Source organism: Bradyrhizobium genomosp. III (assembly GCF_000261705.1).
Lineage (GTDB): Bacteria > Pseudomonadota > Alphaproteobacteria > Rhizobiales > Xanthobacteraceae > Bradyrhizobium > Bradyrhizobium ottawaense.
This window is the reverse complement of sequence record NZ_AJQF01000086.1, coordinates 24,963-40,311: the sequence shown is the minus strand read 5'-3', so window position 1 is coordinate 40,311 and position 15,349 is coordinate 24,963. Positions and strand designations below refer to the sequence as shown.

The following is a 15,349-nucleotide window of genomic DNA, read 5'->3' as shown; positions in this document are numbered from 1 at the left end:
CTTCTAGCGCCCTTCCCTCGGTCCCGGCCTGTCCAGAAAATCCAGCGCGGTATTGATCTGCTCGAGCTGGTGCTCGATCCTGTCGCGGTCCTCGACCGATGGCACCTTTTCGAGCTGCTCCACGAGCTTCTGCTTTCGCAACAGCAGGTTCTCTATGACTGTACTCACAGCTCCCCCATCGCCAGAGGCGAACATCGCGAGCGCGCGCGAGGCGGGCTCGCGGCAACCCTCCATCAGAATGTCCGCGAAGGCCGATGGTTCCTGCGGGTGAACCCGGACGCATGCGGATGGAACTAGCGGCGCAAACTGGCCCAGACGCCACCCAAAATCAGCAAACCGCCGAGAAGATGGATCAGCTGCGGCGGTTCGCCGAGGATGGCGAAAGACAATAGCGCGCTGGCGATCGGCCCAAGATAGAGCACGAGCGAGGTCCGCACCGAGCCGAACTTGCCGCCGAGCCAGGCAAAGCCGGCATAGGCGAGCAGGCCGGGAACGATCCCGGCGAAGACATAGGCCGACAGCGCCTTGGTGCTGAAGACCTCCCCCGGCGTCGCCCACATCTCCATGGCCGCGAGCGGCAGCGAGAACAGGGCGCCGGCGCCCGAGAACAGGCTGATGCGTGCCAGCAGCGACGCCTTTGGCGCGGCGCGCGATTGCAGCAGCGTGTAGCCGGACCAACCGAGCATCGCGATCACGACGAGGCCGTCGCCCGCTGCAGTCTGAAGTTCGATCAATGTCTGGGGATGGCCGCCGGAGATGATGGGCAGCGCGCCGGCGAGCGCCAGCGCCGTGCCGAGCCATTGCAAGGGGCCGACATGCTCCATGCCGCGCAGGGCCGAGATCAGCAGCACCGTGATCGGCGACAGCGCCATGATCAGCGCGATGTGGATCGCCGTCGTCGAGACGCCCGCGGCGTAGACCGGACCGCCGCACAGGAACATGCCCATGAAGCCGGCGGCGAGGATCGACCAGATGTTCCCGGCCAGCGGCACGCGGCCATCGAGAATCTCCTTGAGCGCGATCGGCGCGAGCCCGATTGCGACGATGCTCCAGCGGAAGAAGGCGAGCGCGAAGGGCGGGACGGAGCCGGCCAGTCCGCGCGCCAGAATCTGATTGGAGGCCTGCGCGGTCGCCACCAGGATGAAGCCGACCAGCGCAATCACGCCGAGCCAGACATTCGTGGACGGCGATACGCCGGTCACCGCATCATGACCGCCGTCAGAGGTTTCCTTGCCCGTTTCCTTGCCCATGGATCAATCGGATATCCGATGACGGCCGCGGTGAGAACCCCGACGACGGCTCACTGGCATGCATATGCGGCACGCGCAGCATTCCGGGAGGCGCGGCGATGCTCGCGAGCAGCACCGGCACGACAGGGGTGCGGCTGAGCGAGACCGAGAACACCGCCAGCAGCGCGCACAGCATGCAGAGCCTCATCCGCACCGTCCGGCGATCGGTGATCGGCAGAAAGAGGAAGAACAACATCGCCAGGATCAGCAGCGCATCGACCAGAAACATGGGGCTCTCCTTCAAGACTGGAGAGAGCATGACGCGACGGCACCGGTCGGTATGTGGAGGGCGTCACACCGCCATGGCTGACGCGGGTCACGCTGGGAGAGGACGAAGCGGCGCGCGCTCGTGACCCGTTAACGCGCCGGACTGCGGCCCGGGAACCTCGATCTTTCACGCGTCCGTCGGTTGTATTCAGGAGCGTGGAGTCCTATGCGTAGGCGCCATGGACACCCAGATGATCACCGCCGTAAAGCCGCTGATGGCCCGGGCGCAGCCGCGCAAGCCTGCACCGTTCCTCCCGATGAGCCGCGCCGAGATGGATGCGCTCGGCTGGGACGCCTGCGACATCGTGCTGGTGACCGGGGACGCCTATGTCGACCATCCGAGCTTCGGCATGGCCATCATCGGCCGGCTGCTGGAGGCGCAAGGCTTCCGGGTCGGCATCATCTCGCAGCCCGACTGGCATTCGGCCGAGCCGTTCAGGGCATTAGGCAAGCCAAAAGTGTTCTTCGGCGTCACCGGCGGCAACATGGATTCCATGGTGAACCGCTACACCGCGGACCGCCGCCTGCGCAGCGACGACGCCTATACGGCGGGCGGCGAAGGCGGCAAGCGGCCGGACCGCTGCACGGTCGTCTATGCGCAACGCTGCCGCGAGGCGTTCAAGGACGTGCCGATCGTGCTCGGCGGCATCGAGGCCTCGCTGCGCCGGATCGCGCATTACGATTACTGGTCGGACAAGGTGCGTCGCTCGGTGCTGGCCGACGCCAAAGCCGATCTCCTGCTGTACGGCAATGCCGAGCGGGCGGTGGTCGAGGTGGCGCAGCGGCTCGCGGCCGGCGAGGCGCCGCGCGCGCTCGACGACATCAGGGGCGTCGCGCTGTTCCGCAAGGTGCCCGAGGACTACACCGAGCTGCACGCCGACGATCTCGATTCCGCCGACGAGGGCGCGACGCGCCAGAAGGGTGCGACCGTGATCCGGCTGCCGGCGCTCGAGCAGGTCGAACAGGACAAGGAAGCCTATGCCCGCGCATCGCGCGTGCTGCACCGGGAGAGCAATCCCGGCAATGCGCGGCCGCTGGTGCAGCGTCACGGCGATCGCGACCTCTGGCTCAACCCGCCGCCGATCCCGCTGACCAGCGAAGAGATGGACGCGGTCTACGACCTCCCCTACGCGCGCGCGCCGCATCCGTCCTACGGCGAAGCAAAAATCCCCGCCTGGGACATGATCAAGTTCTCGGTGACGATCATGCGCGGCTGCTTTGGCGGCTGCACCTTCTGCTCCATCACCGAGCACGAAGGCCGCATCATCCAGAACCGCTCGGAAGGCTCGATCCTGCGCGAGATCGAAAAGATCCGCGACAAGACCCCGGGCTTCACCGGCGTGATCTCCGACATCGGCGGCCCCACCGCCAACATGTACCGGATGGCCTGCAAGGACCCGAAGGTCGAAGCGGCGTGCCGGCGGCCGTCCTGCGTCTTCCCCGAGATCTGCCCGAACCTCAACACCTCGCATGACGACCTGATCCGGCTCTATCGCAAGGTGCGCGAGACCAAGGGCATCAAGAAGGTGATGGTCGCATCCGGCGTGCGCTACGACCTTGCGGTCGAGAGCCCGGAATACATCAAGGAGCTCGTCACCCATCACGTCGGCGGCTACTTGAAGATCGCCCCCGAGCATACCGAGCGCGGTCCGCTCGACAAGATGATGAAGCCGGGCATCGGCGCCTACAACAAGTTCAAGCGGATGTTCGACGAAGCGGCCGAACGGGCCGGCAAGAAATATTACCTGATCCCCTATTTCATCGCGGCGCATCCGGGCACGACCGACGAGGACATGATGAACCTCGCGCTGTGGCTCAAGAAGAACCGCTATCGCGCCGATCAGGTGCAGACCTTCCTGCCCTCGCCGATGGCGACCGCGACCGCGATGTACCACACCGGCGTCAACCCGCTGCGCGGCGTCCGCCACGGCGGCAGCGACAAGGTCGAGGCGATCAAGGGCCTGCGCCAGCGCCGCCTGCACAAGGCGTTCCTGCGCTACCACGATCCCGACAATTGGCCGGTGCTGCGCGAGGCTTTGATCGAGATGGGCCGCCGCGACCTGATCGGCTCGCAGCCGCACCAGCTCGTCCCCGCGCACCAGCCGCCCGGCACCGGCAAGGCCGCCGGCACGCGGCGCCCGGTCCGGCCGGGCGAGAAGACGCAGCGCTTCACGACCAAGGGCCTGCGGGTGATGAAGTAGCGGGCGCCGCTTGCCTGCTACAGCGCGAGCACCACTGCCCCTGACACGGCATCAGTCACACCGCGTCCGTTGCCCTGGTCTTCGAGCACCGACCTGAAACTGTCGAGCGTCTTGATCATCGCCGATCGCGCCCCGGCCAGCGCGTCCTGACTGGCCCATGTGCCGATGAGGCAGAAGGTCTGCTCGCCGGTCTTGAGGATAACGCCGTGCTCCAGCCCCGGCCATTTCGCCTTGCCGTTCCGGTGCGCGTCGAGGAAGGCGGCTTCCTCACCCGGCTTCACCTTGAACCTGACCACATTATAGACGTGCATGATGCGCCTCCAAAAATGGACTGATGAAAAACGGCGCCGCGCGAGGGACGGGACGAAAAATCCTACGGTCGCCCGGGCCAGATGGTGCTCCTCGCGCGCAGGGGCGTCACCGTGACAAATCGGCATGGCGACCTCGGTTGTTTGGGACTGCCAGAGCAAAAATGTCGAAAACAACCCCATGCACAGTAGACGGCATGAGCGGGATCAATGGCTTAGGAGACGTGCAAACGCTCGATGTGCGGAGCAAGGACAGGTTGCTCCGTCGGGCAAAACAGGGGCATGGCGGGATCATCGGGGAGCTACGTGCGTCGGCGTCAGCAGAGTCGCTTGACCTTTTCGTCATCACGTAACATATAAAGTTACATGAAACGAGATTCCCGACTCTCCGGCGTGCTGCACGTGCTGCTGCACATGGCGCAGCAGCCTGGGCCGTTCACGTCCGAGACCCTGGCCAAGGCCATGGACACCAACCCGGTGGTGATCCGCCGCATCATGGCGGGCCTGCGGGAGATCGGTTACGTGCGCTCCGAGAAGGGGCATGGCGGCGGCTGGACCATCGCCTGCGACCTGTCGAAGGTGACGCTGCGCGACGTCTACGCCGCGCTCGGCAATCCTCCGCTTCTGGCGATGGGCAACCGGACCGAGGCGCCCGGCTGCCTGGTCGAGCAGGCCGTCAATGCCGCGCTCGATCAGGCCTTTGACGATGCCGAGGCGCTGCTGCTGGCGCGGCTCGGCGAGGTGACGCTGGCGATGCTGGGCGAGGACCTGCGCAAGCGGATCGGGTCTCGAAAGATCCACGACATCAGCGCGCATCGCGCCTGAACGGCTCCATTCACGGGGACAACATCATGACCGACATTCAAGCCGCATTCTCTGATCCGCAATTCGTGGCGAGATACACCGAGGGGCCGCGGCGCTTCGTGCCGGGCTATGACGCCATGCAGTCCATGACGGCGATTCTGCTCGCCGAAAGCGTCCCCAGCGATGGGCAGGTGCTCGTCCTCGGCGCGGGTGGCGGCCTGGAGCTCAAAGCGTTTGCGCAAGCGCATCCCGGTTGGCGCTTCGACGGCGTCGATCCGTCCGCGGCGATGCTGGCGCTGGCCGGGCAAACCCTGGGATCGCTGGCACCACGTGCACGCCTTCATCAAGGCTATGTCGACGATGCGCCGGAGGGACCGTTCGACGGTGCCACCTGCCTGCTGACCCTGCACTTCGTCGATGTCGCCGAGCGGCGCCGCATCGCCTCGGAGGTCCGCCGCCGGCTCAAGCCGCGCGCACCGTTCGTGGTCGCGCATCTGAGCGCGCCCGACGGCGAGCAGGAGCGCCCGCTGTGGCTGTCGCGCTACTCCGCGTTCCTGGCTGCGTCCGGCGTCGAGCCCGAGCAGGCGGCAGCCGCGCGGAACGCCGTCACCAACCATCTGGAGATTCTCGCACCCGCACAGGATGAGGTGATCCTGCTCGAGGCCGGCTTCACCGATCCCACGCTGTTCTACACCGGCTTCGCCTTCCGCGGCTGGGTGGCCTACGCGTGAGGTCGCAATTCGTCGTTCGGCACCACGGGATGCTTCAACCGCGCTTGGCTCTCGATACGTAACCGGCGGTGACCTCATCTTTGTGGCTGGCGAACGCAGCCAGCACTTCGGTCTTCTCGCGCTTCGGGACCTTGGCGAAGTCAAGTGTCCGCCCGAGTTCAGCAGCGACCTCGTCGAATTCCGCCGGGGAGATCCGCAAGGCCCGGTGCGCCTCCTCAAGGCCAAGGGGCGTCGTCCCCGGCCTGGTGGCCTTGAACTGGAACGGCCCACCCGAAACGTCACAGACCCAAAGTGTTCGCATGAACTTGAGACCAGGCAAGCGTTTCAGATTTTTGGTGTGCCATTCCCTCAACTGCGGATTTTTTGACTTCTGACCGACGACGGCGTTCTTTACGACAGCGTCGCTGAAGTGATCCACGACCGCTGCAATGGCGAAGACGCCGCCAAGTCGTTCATACAGGCTTTGATCCGGAGTGGTTTGCTGGGCCTGCGCACGCGCTTGATTGGCTCCAGCCAAAGCGACGGGGGCGGCTGTCAGCGCCAGTCCTGCGACCACACTTCGTCTGCTGATGGAAGTCGAACGAGGCCTTGCCATGGGTACCTCCTTACATCGGTTTCCTGAGGCATTGCAGCCAACATCCCGCGCAACTGCCGCCGTGCGCGCGTTGCCGTCCGGAGGCGCTGCCGGTGATTGCGGCGCTCCCGTTGGATGGGTCGGAACGGAAATGGTTCCCGGAAATTTTGAGCTAGACGCAGACCCATGCGCACCAAACTGCGAAGAACTTGGTATGAGCAAATCTAGTCCGCCATGCCCCTGAGAGCTGACGTCGAGCCAAGCGTCGAACGCGGACGAAAAGGGCCAGGAGCAGACTCATGCACCGCAGCGAACGGCATCTCTATTCGATGACGTGGTCGGCGCGAACGCGCAACGAGGGCGGCACGGTGAGGCCGAGCGCCTTTGCCGTCTTCAAGTTGATCACCAGCGCGAATTTTGTCGGCTGTTCTACCGGCAGATCGGCGGGCTTGGCGCCTCTGAGGATTTTATCGACATATCCGGTTGCACGGCGGTACAGATCGACAAAGTCGGGGCCGTAGACGATCAACCCCCCGAGGTCGGCGCATCGTCGGAACAAGTAGCTTGTCGGCAGATGATACTTCGCGGCGAGCGCGACCACTCGGGGAGCTTGGAAAAAGGTCAGACTGTCACCCATATCCAGCACGGCGTCGGCATGTTGGGCGGCGGCCGACGCAAATCCAACGTCAAGTTCGTCGGGCGCCGTAGCCTCAACTGTCAGCAAAGTGACACCGAGCCTCTGGGCGGTGCGAGCCAAAAATTCTCCGAAGTTAAGTCTGTGCATCGGGTTGTTCGGGTTGATCAAGATAGCAATTTTCGAGGCACTGGGGACGAGCTCGCGGAGGATTTCGAGGCGTTTCGCGCCGAAGTCATCGGGAACCATGGTCGCAACACCCGTGATGTTGCCGCCTGGTCGCGCAAGGCTTTGCACGAGGCCCAGCCCCAGGGGATCGGCGACAGCCACGAAAACAATCGGAATGGTGGAGGTTACTGATTTCAGGACTTGCACTGCCAGCGGCCCAGGGGCGACGAGCACATCGGGAGTTAAGCCGACCAGCTCGGCGGCTAAAGCTGGCAAACGATCCGGGGCGTAACGATATTCTACAAGCAGGTTCTTGCCCTCGATCCAACCCTTCTCCCGCAACCCGCTGAGCCATGCGGCGTGAATGGGGTCGCGAGTCGGATCATCCGCCCAGAGGCCAAGGAAACCCATCCGCCGAGGCTTCCCTTGCGCGTGCAAATGTCCCGGCTGAACGAGCAGCGCCCCAGTGCCCGCCAGGAACTCTCGCCGCTTCATTCAATCCTCATCGCAGATTGAGGACGACGGGACGCAGAGTATCACGTCTCGATGGTTGTTGCACTTGCAGGGGATCGATTAGGCGGTATGGGCGCAGGTCCGCTTAGGGTCAAAACGCGAAGAACTCAGGTTGAGCAAATCTGGTCCGCTCTGGCTCAACGAGCGGACTACCGACCGCCGAGGCGCAACTTCGCCGATGGGCCATCACCGGAAGTCGCAGGTCTTCGCCTTTCACGTGAGTTCCTCGAGCAGGGCCTTCGCTTCCTTCAAATCGCGGGTATCGAAGCCTTCGGTGAACCAGTCGTAGATCGGCGCGAGCAGTTCGCGAGCCTCGTTTCGCTTGCCTCGATCGCGCCAGAGCCGCGCCATGCTCATAGCGACGCGCAGCTCGAACGATCTTCCCCGCTGCTTGCGGGCGAGTTCGAGAGCTTGAACAAGGATTGCTTCCGCTTCCATGGATGCTCCGAAAAGCAATCGGAGTTCGCCTTCAATTCTGAGCACGTCGGCCTGCCAGAGATATTCGCCTGTGTCGGCTATCAGCTCGGTGGCTTTTCTGATCGCGCTCAGGCTACCCTGCATATCTCCTGCGCGTGCTTGCAGGACCGCAAGGAGTGAATGGTAGTGCGGAGAATGAAACCGAACCTGTTGTTCGGCGGCATGTATTCCGTGTTTCATTAGAGCAATGCCGTCTTCCAGCCGCTCTGCACACCCGATTGCCCAACCGCTCAGTATTTGACCGCAACTAATGGCCCAGAGCGGCACGCGCGATCCAAGTTGTGCGTTCAGGTTTTCAACGTAGTTCTTGACGTCGGCCATCTTGCCGAGCAACACGGACAACTGTGCGCCAGCATAGATGCCAACGATACCGCTGGTATTCGCGTGGTTTGCGTCAAGGGCATGTTTAATTGCCTTCTGGCGTGCTGCGACTGCCTGGTCGGGGTATCCCAAGGCCCATAGGCTCAGTGCCAGATAGGCAAGGCCTGACGAGTGCGGATCCGCGAGGTAAAGCACCGAAAGAGCTTGGTCCATTTCGATCCTGTCGATTGCAAGGATCTGTTCCAGCTGTGCTTTCGCGGCCTCGAACTCGCCCATTTCAAGCAGCGACGCGCCCATGGCGCGGTGCGCGATCAGTCGCGCCGCGCGGTCACCGGTGTGCGCGGCCAGCGATTGGCAGCGCTGCGAATACTCAAGTGCCTTCGGGATCCTGCCGCTCGCTATGCAATAGGCATACTGCCCGTAGAGGCTCGGCAACAGGTGCTCCGTGTCGCCCAACTTTTCACACAAGGCGATCGCGCGATCGCGTGCAGCCCCCACGAGTGGGTTGCCATAGCCATGCTGAGCCGCCAAGGGCGTGCCCAAGGCGAGCTGGAATTCGAGTTCCTGCTGATCCTTCTGTGTCGAATGCGGCAGCATCATTAACATCTCCAGGCCCCGTCTGAGATGACGCACGGCCTCCTCGTCGGCGGAGCGCCCCGCCGCACGCCGCCCGGCCTTCAACCAATATGAAATCGCGATCTCTGCCTCTCCGGCCTCCGTGAAATGGTGCGCCAGCAGCTCGGGTTCGATGCTGCCAAGCTCAGGAAAGAGCTGTTCGAGCGCTTTGCCAATCCGTGCATGCAGCTTGTGACGGGCTCCGCGCAGCAATGTGCTATAGGCCGCATCCTGCACTAAGGCGTGCTTAAAGCTGTATTCCGCGTCTGGTGGCATTCCGCGCCGGAAAATCAATTCGGCAGATACCAGCTGATGTAGCGCTTTATCCAGTTCAGCTGAGTTCCGCTGCGCTACGGCCTGTAATAGTTCGTAGGAGAACTCTCGACCGATGGCAGCACTCACCTGCGCCACCTCTTTCACGGGTGATCCGAGCCGATCAAGGCGCGCCATCAGCGAGGCGTGCAGAGTGGCCGGAATTGCAAGCGCCGTCGCTGAAACACGCGAGAGTGCGGTTTTGGCGCCGCGGTCATCTGCCTCCAGCACCGCCTTCGTCAGCTCCTCGAGAAATAGCGGCACCCCATCCGTGCGCGCGACAATCTCCGAAACGACATCACTCGTTAGGGTCCCTTCGCCGATGAGCTGCTGAACCAACGCAGCGCCCTCGCGCCGGTCGAGCCGGCTGAGGGACAGCATTGTGACGTGCGCCTGCCCGGCCCAGATGCGCTCGAACTCGGGACGGAATGTAATAACCAGCAACACCGGTAGATGCTGGACCCGCTCGACTACAAGGTCGAGCAGTTCGCGCGAGCTGGGATCGATCCAGTGCACGTCCTCAAAGAGCATCAACACCGGTCGTTGCAGCGCTAGACCATGGAGCTGCCGAAGTAGCGCCTCGAAAGTCTTTTCCTTTTTGCCCCTAGGCGTTAACTGGAAAGGCAGAAAACGGCCTTTGAACGGGATCGATAGCAGCTCAGCCAGCAAGGCCTGATCCTCTTGCGGAGGTGAGGCCGGCGCTAACAGCGCCGCCAATTTGTCAAGCTGCTCCTCCGGCGTATGTTCGCGCAAAAATCCGGCAGCGCGCTCCAGCTGTGTAACGATCGGATAGAACGCACTGTCGACGCGCTGCGGTGAGCAAAAGTACCTAAGGCTGGTGTGCAGCTCGATTTGAAGGCGCTCCTGAAGCGCCGCTATCAATCGCGACTTGCCGATACCTGGCTCACCAGCAAGCAGTACGACCTGACCTTCACCGCTCGCCGCCCGCCGCCATCGCCGTAGCAGCAAATCGAGTTCTTCTTGCCGTCCGACTAGCTCGGTCAGCCCACTTCCGTGGAACGCCTCGAAACGGCTTTCCACCGAACTCACTTGTAGCACTGCCCAGGCTCGCGTCGGCGCATCGATGCCCTTGAGATCGTGCAATCCGAGGTCCGCCAAATCGAACAGGTTCCCTAGCAGTCTCCGCGTGCTCTCAGCTATGACCACCGCGTTCGCTTTGGCGACGCTCTGAAGCCGTGCAGCAAGATTTGGGGTCTCGCCGACGATCGCCTGCTCCTGTGCCGATCCCGTGCCGATCAAGTCGCCGACGACGACCAGGCCCGTCGCGATACCGATGCGGGTTTGCAGCGGAACTGAAAACTCGAGCGCACCAACCGCGCCAATCGCTTCCAATCCTGCGCGAACGGCTCGCTCAGCGTCGTCCTCGTGAGCCTGCGGGTAGCCGAAATAGATCAGCACGCCGTCGCCCATATACTTCGCAACGAAGCCCCCGAAGCGGCGTACCGTATCGGCGATGCACGTTTGATACGCCGAAATGATCTCGCGCAGGTCCTCTGGGTCCATACGTGCGGAGAGCGACGTCGAACCGACTAGGTCCGAGAACATCACGGTGACTTGGCGGCGCTCGGCGGTGTCCTTAGTGGTTTTACAGGTTGCCGAAGAAGCGTCGGATAGGGGCGCCCGTGCGCCCGCTTCAGCACGCAAGGCGGCGATGGCGTCGAGCAGCTTGCGGCGATGCCCGACAATTCCGACACCAAGGTCCTTCAAGTCCTCCGCCGTCAGGTTCGGCAGGACCGTATCGTCGATCTCATTCTCGCGGAATGCCGCCTCATATTGTTCGAGGCCAAGCCTCCGTAGCCAACCTCCCAGGTCCATGACGGCGGCCCCAGTTCGCCTAGAGCTCCATCATTCCCCCGGCGAGGCAGCCTGTCTAGGGAAATGACCGGTTTGGGTCAAACTGCGAAGAACTCTGGCCGAGCAAATCCCGTCCGCTGTGCCAACATGAACTGACCTCAGCGCCCAGCGGCGTCACTTCGCTTTCAGGGTCAAAGCTACCATCGGACCACCATGGCCCATCGGTCCAGTCTGACTCGGGAAGCGGACCCCCGCGCGCTGGGCTGAAGTCAGCCACTGGCCACTTCCGGACGCCCGCATCGCAAAAGGAAACCCTATGCGGTCCTCAGCGGTGCGGCGAGCGCCAGCGCAGCCACGGCATCCGCTATTCCCGGCGAATCTGCATAGGTAACCATGTGACCGGCATCCTCGACCAGATGTAGCAAGGAGCGGGGCAACGCCTCGTGCAGGCGGCGCGACTGGTCGGCCTCGATGAGCCGGTCACCCTTTCCGTGCAGGATCCTAACGGGACACCGGATGCCCTGATACTGAAGCTGCAATTGCGCGGCAGCAGGAATAAGGAACGCGCTCTCCTCGGCGGCCGCCCTCAACTGCTTGGGCCGGAGAGCCAACGAGATCGGAAATTCATTCTTGAATTTCGGCGGAATGGCACGCGGCGCGAACAGCGTGCGCATCAGCTTCGGCGCAATAGCCCACGATATGATCGGCGAGATCGTGTAGCGCATCAGATCCCCGAGCAGCGGCAGTGCCGGACCTGACATGAGCCAAAAGTCCATCCGTGAGGTTGGAAAATAGTAGCCGGACACAAGCACGAGCCCACTCACGGCATAACCGCTTCGCAGCGCCAGCGCGATTGCCACCAGCGTTCCCCAGGAGTGGCCGAGCACCACGGGATTGCGCACTCCAAGCTGATCAAGAGCCTTCGCGAACAAGGAAGCTTGCGTCGTAGGCGTCCAGATGCGCGTGCGCGGACGGTCGCTGTAGCCAAACCCTGGCCGATCGAAGCAAACGACGCGATGGTCGTGGGCCAGGCGGTCGACCAAACCGCTCAGGACGAGATCCTGAATCATGGTGCCGTTCCCGTGAAACAGGACCACGCAAGGCGCAGCGGCATCGCCCCGTTCGATATAGTGAAGGCGCACTCCGTCGCAATCGGTAAAGACGCCGATAGGCGGATTCTTTCGCTCCGCTGTCACCTGAAACGCGATGTTGCCGAGGATCAGAACGACAAGTCCCGCCAAAACGATCAGCAGAACGGCTTCTGTTGTGGACATCGTGTCAACCTACATTCCTGATCGCGGGTCCCTCGGATCGGCGGCACCGAGCCCGCTCTGGGTTGTTGTGAGCCGCGCTCCCCAGCCGAAAGCAAGCAACCGTGATCGGCGCATGCGTGATTCGCGTTTGCGTCCATCCTTTGCCGCAGCGGGTACGGCGTGCAGTTATCGTCCCGGCAGAGCCGTGAGCTCTGGGGCCGGCTTGATGCGCCAGAACGGATATGCCACCAATTCTTTCGAATGCTGCCCGAACATCTCGGCCCGTCTGCTTGTAAACTCGGTAATGACGGCGAAAAATTCAGTTGGTGACCCGATCGTCGCAAGTCTCAGGCCGAAATCAAAAGTGAACTGCACGTTGGCCTGGGCTATCTCAAGAAGCTTTGCTTGGTACGCCTGCATGTTTGCCGTGGCTAAAGCGAAGCCTTTCATTGGATCGCTGTCGATCATTCTCTGACTGAGGTCACCTGGCAAGGCATCCACCCGAGGCTCAATGATAGGAACCTCGTGTCCAGGATCATCATGAAGCTTAGGAGGCGGTTCAATCGAGGCTGCCGCAGCAGAGCGAAGAAATTCCTCTTTCGGGCTTCTAACAATGGCCTGCTTGTTCCGTTGGGCCCGCGCGGCCATTTTCGGATTGCGGGCGCGCTTTGACGCTGGTGCCGGTTTGCGTTTGCTCATCTGGCGCTCCAAGAACATGAGGGTGCGACCACAACGGTCATTTCTGAACGGACAACAGGCTTCGTGATGTGGCGTTCCAAACCCGCGCATTGTTGGAGACCCGCATGAACTGAGATCAATCGCACGTTCTGCGACTGGACGATGATTTCAGGTAGCAACTCCAACCAACAAACGTCTAGCTGGCGATCTTCCAGACCTATGCTCGACGGGCGTTGGCCTGAGAACAATTAGCTCTTCGCTCGTTGTGCTCTCCAAAGACCGCTTTAAGTTGCGGCAACTACGCAAGCAGTCATGCCTTGATCGCGAGACTTCCTCGAAGCGAACCTTCGGAGGTCAGCATCGGCCCTTGATAGACCGCATCGCTGGAGCAATTTGAATGCTCTGGTCACTAGCAGTTCGTGGTGAAGGCGAGAGGAAGGGCACGACGTCATCCGTGTGACTGACGGCCAGGGCATGGTGCGCGCGGCGAGTCGCCGACGTCTCATCACGGACCTCAAGCTAAACGGGGCATTGACGGATGGCAGATCGCCGAACGTTGCCGGGAGGATGATCCCAAACTCCGGTGATCTTTGAGACCGATTTCTCGCCCGTCGCGCCCCGCCCGGTACCCCCTGATGTTGCAGCAGCCCTATCGTCCGGAGGACGTTGTCGGTGCCGGTAGCTTCGGATCGGGCGGTGAAGCCAGATTACCCACCGAGCGAATGCTCGAGGAAGAAGCGCAGCATTTCCCTCGTCGCATCCGGCCCTTGCGGATCAGTGTAGGTCCCGGCGGGACTGCCGCCTGACCACGCGTGTCCAGCGCCATCGATGTTCCAGTGTTCGGAGATCGCCCGACCGGCCCCGTCGATCAGGACGGTGCGAGTATAGGCATGGCCGTGGGGTACGCGTCCGCGAAGTACCTTCGTCGTCGGCCTCGTTGCCCTGGTCGACTGCTCGATTATCTGATCGCCATTCTTTGGATGCACCGTGGTGTCGCGATCGCCATGGAAAACGATGGTCGGCACAGAAGTTTTGCCGTCCGCAATTGCCTTGGAGCCGCCTCCCTGCCGCATGGCGACGAACGCGGAAGGAAGATCGCTCGCGGCTCCGCACGCGAGGCCTGAATGAATACCGACCGCCGCGTACAGGTCGCTATACGTTGCGCCCATGATGGCGGCGGCGGCCCCGCCGGCCGACAGACCCGCGACATATACGCGCTTCGGATCGATCGCATGGTCGCGCATGATCTGGCGGGTAATGCCGGCGATCATCGAGGGCTCGCCCCCGCCGCGGCGCTGGTCGCCCGTGCGAAACCAGTTCCAGCACTTCGATGGGTTGGCTCCGTTCGGTTGCTCAGGATAGACCACGAAGCAATTCTGCTCTTCCGCCAGGAAGTTCATCCGGGTGCCGGCCGCGAAATCGTCGGGCGACTGGGTGCATCCATGAAGCATGACGATCAGCGGAAGCCGTCGTCCCTCACAGCGGCTTGGGATGAACAGCTTGTAGGTCCGGCTTCCCGCGGCGTTACTGAAGGTACCGGCGATAAACCGTGTGCCCTCGGGCACCATGTCCGACGGGGACAGAGGAGCGCGTGCGATCGGACTTCGCAGGCCGAGCCCGGAAAAATCCCGCATGCCGTCGAGCGGTGAGGAGCGCCTGCGTCGCTGATCAGAGCGGGCCGGCGAGATCTGCGGAGCTTCCCGCTCCTCGACGACGTCGGCCGTAGCGTCGATGGTAAGCGGATCGAGCCCCGGGAGCCGAGCCTGAGCGGCGTTGCGATGCTCTGGTTTTGGAGCGCTACCGCCGTGGAGCATGCGCTGCAGGAGCGCGGTGGCCTCGACCAGTTGGCCGGCACGCGTGAGGCGGGTTGCTTCGCGGATTATGACTGGATTCAGCATCGTTCACCTCGTTCTGTCGGCGAGAGCGGCCTTGACCGCGGGAGTGGCGTGAAGGGCCCCCAGCACCGAGACCGACGCGATTGTGGCGCGAGCCAACTCGGGAGTGACGTCCTGGGCGATGGTGGCTAAGCCCAAAACATTGATCTGCAGCATTTCGCCGGCGCGCCGCGCCGCTTCGAGATCCTCGCGAGTGTAGTTGCGCAGCCCGAGGTCCAGGTTTTTCCGGGCCGTGGATCGTCTGACGACCTCTACGTGGCGCTCGAGCTGGTTCCGGATTGCTGTCCGGATAAAATCGGTCCGGTTCGAATAGAACCCTTCCTGCACCATGAGATCGACATGACCGAGGTCGACATAGCCAAGGTTGATCGTGATTTTCTCGGTGTCGGGGGCCTTGGGTCGCAGCTCGCGCACATTATCGGCCATGGGTACATCCATTATTACCATCCCCCTGGATGGTCTATGGATGTTATATAGATGCTCCCGGGCGCCTT

The 15,349-nt window shown here is 62.7% G+C and carries 14 protein-coding genes; 3 read left to right on the top strand and 11 right to left on the bottom strand.

What is annotated here, in order from left to right; translation table 11 throughout:
* Positions 1-3: 3 nt before the first annotated feature.
* The 3 genes from IC66_RS47625 to IC66_RS0108560 all read right to left on the bottom strand — a co-directional run bounded on the left by IC66_RS47625 (position 4) and on the right by IC66_RS0108560 (position 1,518).
* Entirely contained in the window at positions 4-168 is a 165-nt protein-coding gene (locus IC66_RS47625; RefSeq protein ID WP_162832268.1) for a hypothetical protein, read from the bottom strand.
* A gap of 125 nt (positions 169-293) precedes the next feature.
* On the bottom strand, positions 294-1,250 hold the full coding sequence (locus IC66_RS0108565) for a DMT family transporter (RefSeq protein WP_038947376.1): 957 nt from the start codon (positions 1,248-1,250) through the stop codon (positions 294-296).
* On the bottom strand, positions 1,219-1,518 hold the full coding sequence (locus tag IC66_RS0108560; protein ID WP_028140795.1) for a hypothetical protein: 300 nt from the start codon (positions 1,516-1,518) through the stop codon (positions 1,219-1,221). The genes IC66_RS0108565 and IC66_RS0108560 overlap by 32 nt, the downstream gene beginning before the upstream one ends.
* A 217-nt stretch (positions 1,519-1,735) precedes the next feature.
* On the opposite strand from IC66_RS0108560, the gene IC66_RS0108555 reads away from it, so the two are divergent.
* The gene (locus tag IC66_RS0108555) at positions 1,736-3,757 is read left to right on the top strand and encodes a YgiQ family radical SAM protein (RefSeq protein WP_038947375.1); all 2,022 of its coding nucleotides are present in this window, start codon (positions 1,736-1,738) and stop codon (positions 3,755-3,757) included.
* Positions 3,758-3,774: 17 nt separating this feature from the next.
* On the opposite strand, the gene IC66_RS0108550 is transcribed toward IC66_RS0108555, so the two are convergent.
* On the bottom strand, positions 3,775-4,068 hold the full coding sequence (locus IC66_RS0108550; protein WP_038947374.1) for a hypothetical protein: 294 nt from the start codon (positions 4,066-4,068) through the stop codon (positions 3,775-3,777).
* Positions 4,069-4,431: 363 nt separating this feature from the next.
* On the opposite strand from IC66_RS0108550, the gene IC66_RS0108540 reads away from it, so the two are divergent.
* Together IC66_RS0108540 and IC66_RS0108535 are read left to right on the top strand one after the other, a co-directional pair.
* Positions 4,432-4,890 carry an Rrf2 family transcriptional regulator gene (locus tag IC66_RS0108540; protein WP_038947373.1) on the top strand — a complete coding sequence of 153 codons (459 nt, stop codon included), beginning with the start codon at positions 4,432-4,434 and terminating at the stop codon, positions 4,888-4,890.
* 26 nt (positions 4,891-4,916) lie between these two features.
* Complete coding sequence (locus IC66_RS0108535; RefSeq protein WP_028140799.1) at positions 4,917-5,600, top strand: class I SAM-dependent methyltransferase; 684 nt, start codon at positions 4,917-4,919, stop codon at positions 5,598-5,600.
* Between the two features lie 34 nt (positions 5,601-5,634).
* On the opposite strand, the gene IC66_RS0108530 is transcribed toward IC66_RS0108535, so the two are convergent.
* The 7 genes from IC66_RS0108530 to IC66_RS0108500 all read right to left on the bottom strand — a co-directional run bounded on the left by IC66_RS0108530 (position 5,635) and on the right by IC66_RS0108500 (position 15,281).
* Positions 5,635-6,195, bottom strand: a complete 561-nt coding sequence (locus tag IC66_RS0108530; RefSeq protein ID WP_038947372.1) for a group I truncated hemoglobin — start codon at positions 6,193-6,195, stop codon at positions 5,635-5,637.
* Between the two features lie 301 nt (positions 6,196-6,496).
* A complete protein-coding gene (locus tag IC66_RS0108525; protein WP_244429097.1) occupies positions 6,497-7,387 on the bottom strand; it encodes an ABC transporter substrate-binding protein in 891 nt (296 codons plus the stop codon).
* 315 nt (positions 7,388-7,702) lie between these two features.
* Positions 7,703-11,050: an adenylate/guanylate cyclase domain-containing protein gene (locus tag IC66_RS0108520; RefSeq protein WP_038947370.1), complete on the bottom strand. Its 3,348-nt coding sequence runs from the start codon at positions 11,048-11,050 to the stop codon at positions 7,703-7,705.
* A 293-nt stretch (positions 11,051-11,343) separates the two neighbouring features.
* A complete protein-coding gene (locus tag IC66_RS0108515; RefSeq protein WP_038947369.1) occupies positions 11,344-12,303 on the bottom strand; it encodes an alpha/beta fold hydrolase in 960 nt (319 codons plus the stop codon).
* A 165-nt stretch (positions 12,304-12,468) separates the two neighbouring features.
* A complete protein-coding gene (locus IC66_RS0108510; protein WP_028140804.1) occupies positions 12,469-12,981 on the bottom strand; it encodes a phasin family protein in 513 nt (170 codons plus the stop codon).
* A gap of 686 nt (positions 12,982-13,667) precedes the next feature.
* The gene (locus tag IC66_RS0108505) at positions 13,668-14,858 is read right to left on the bottom strand and encodes an extracellular catalytic domain type 1 short-chain-length polyhydroxyalkanoate depolymerase (protein ID WP_038947368.1); all 1,191 of its coding nucleotides are present in this window, start codon (positions 14,856-14,858) and stop codon (positions 13,668-13,670) included.
* A 3-nt stretch (positions 14,859-14,861) separates the two neighbouring features.
* Complete coding sequence (locus tag IC66_RS0108500) at positions 14,862-15,281, bottom strand: CopG family transcriptional regulator (RefSeq protein WP_038947367.1); 420 nt, start codon at positions 15,279-15,281, stop codon at positions 14,862-14,864.
* Between the last annotated feature and the right edge of the window lie 68 nt (positions 15,282-15,349).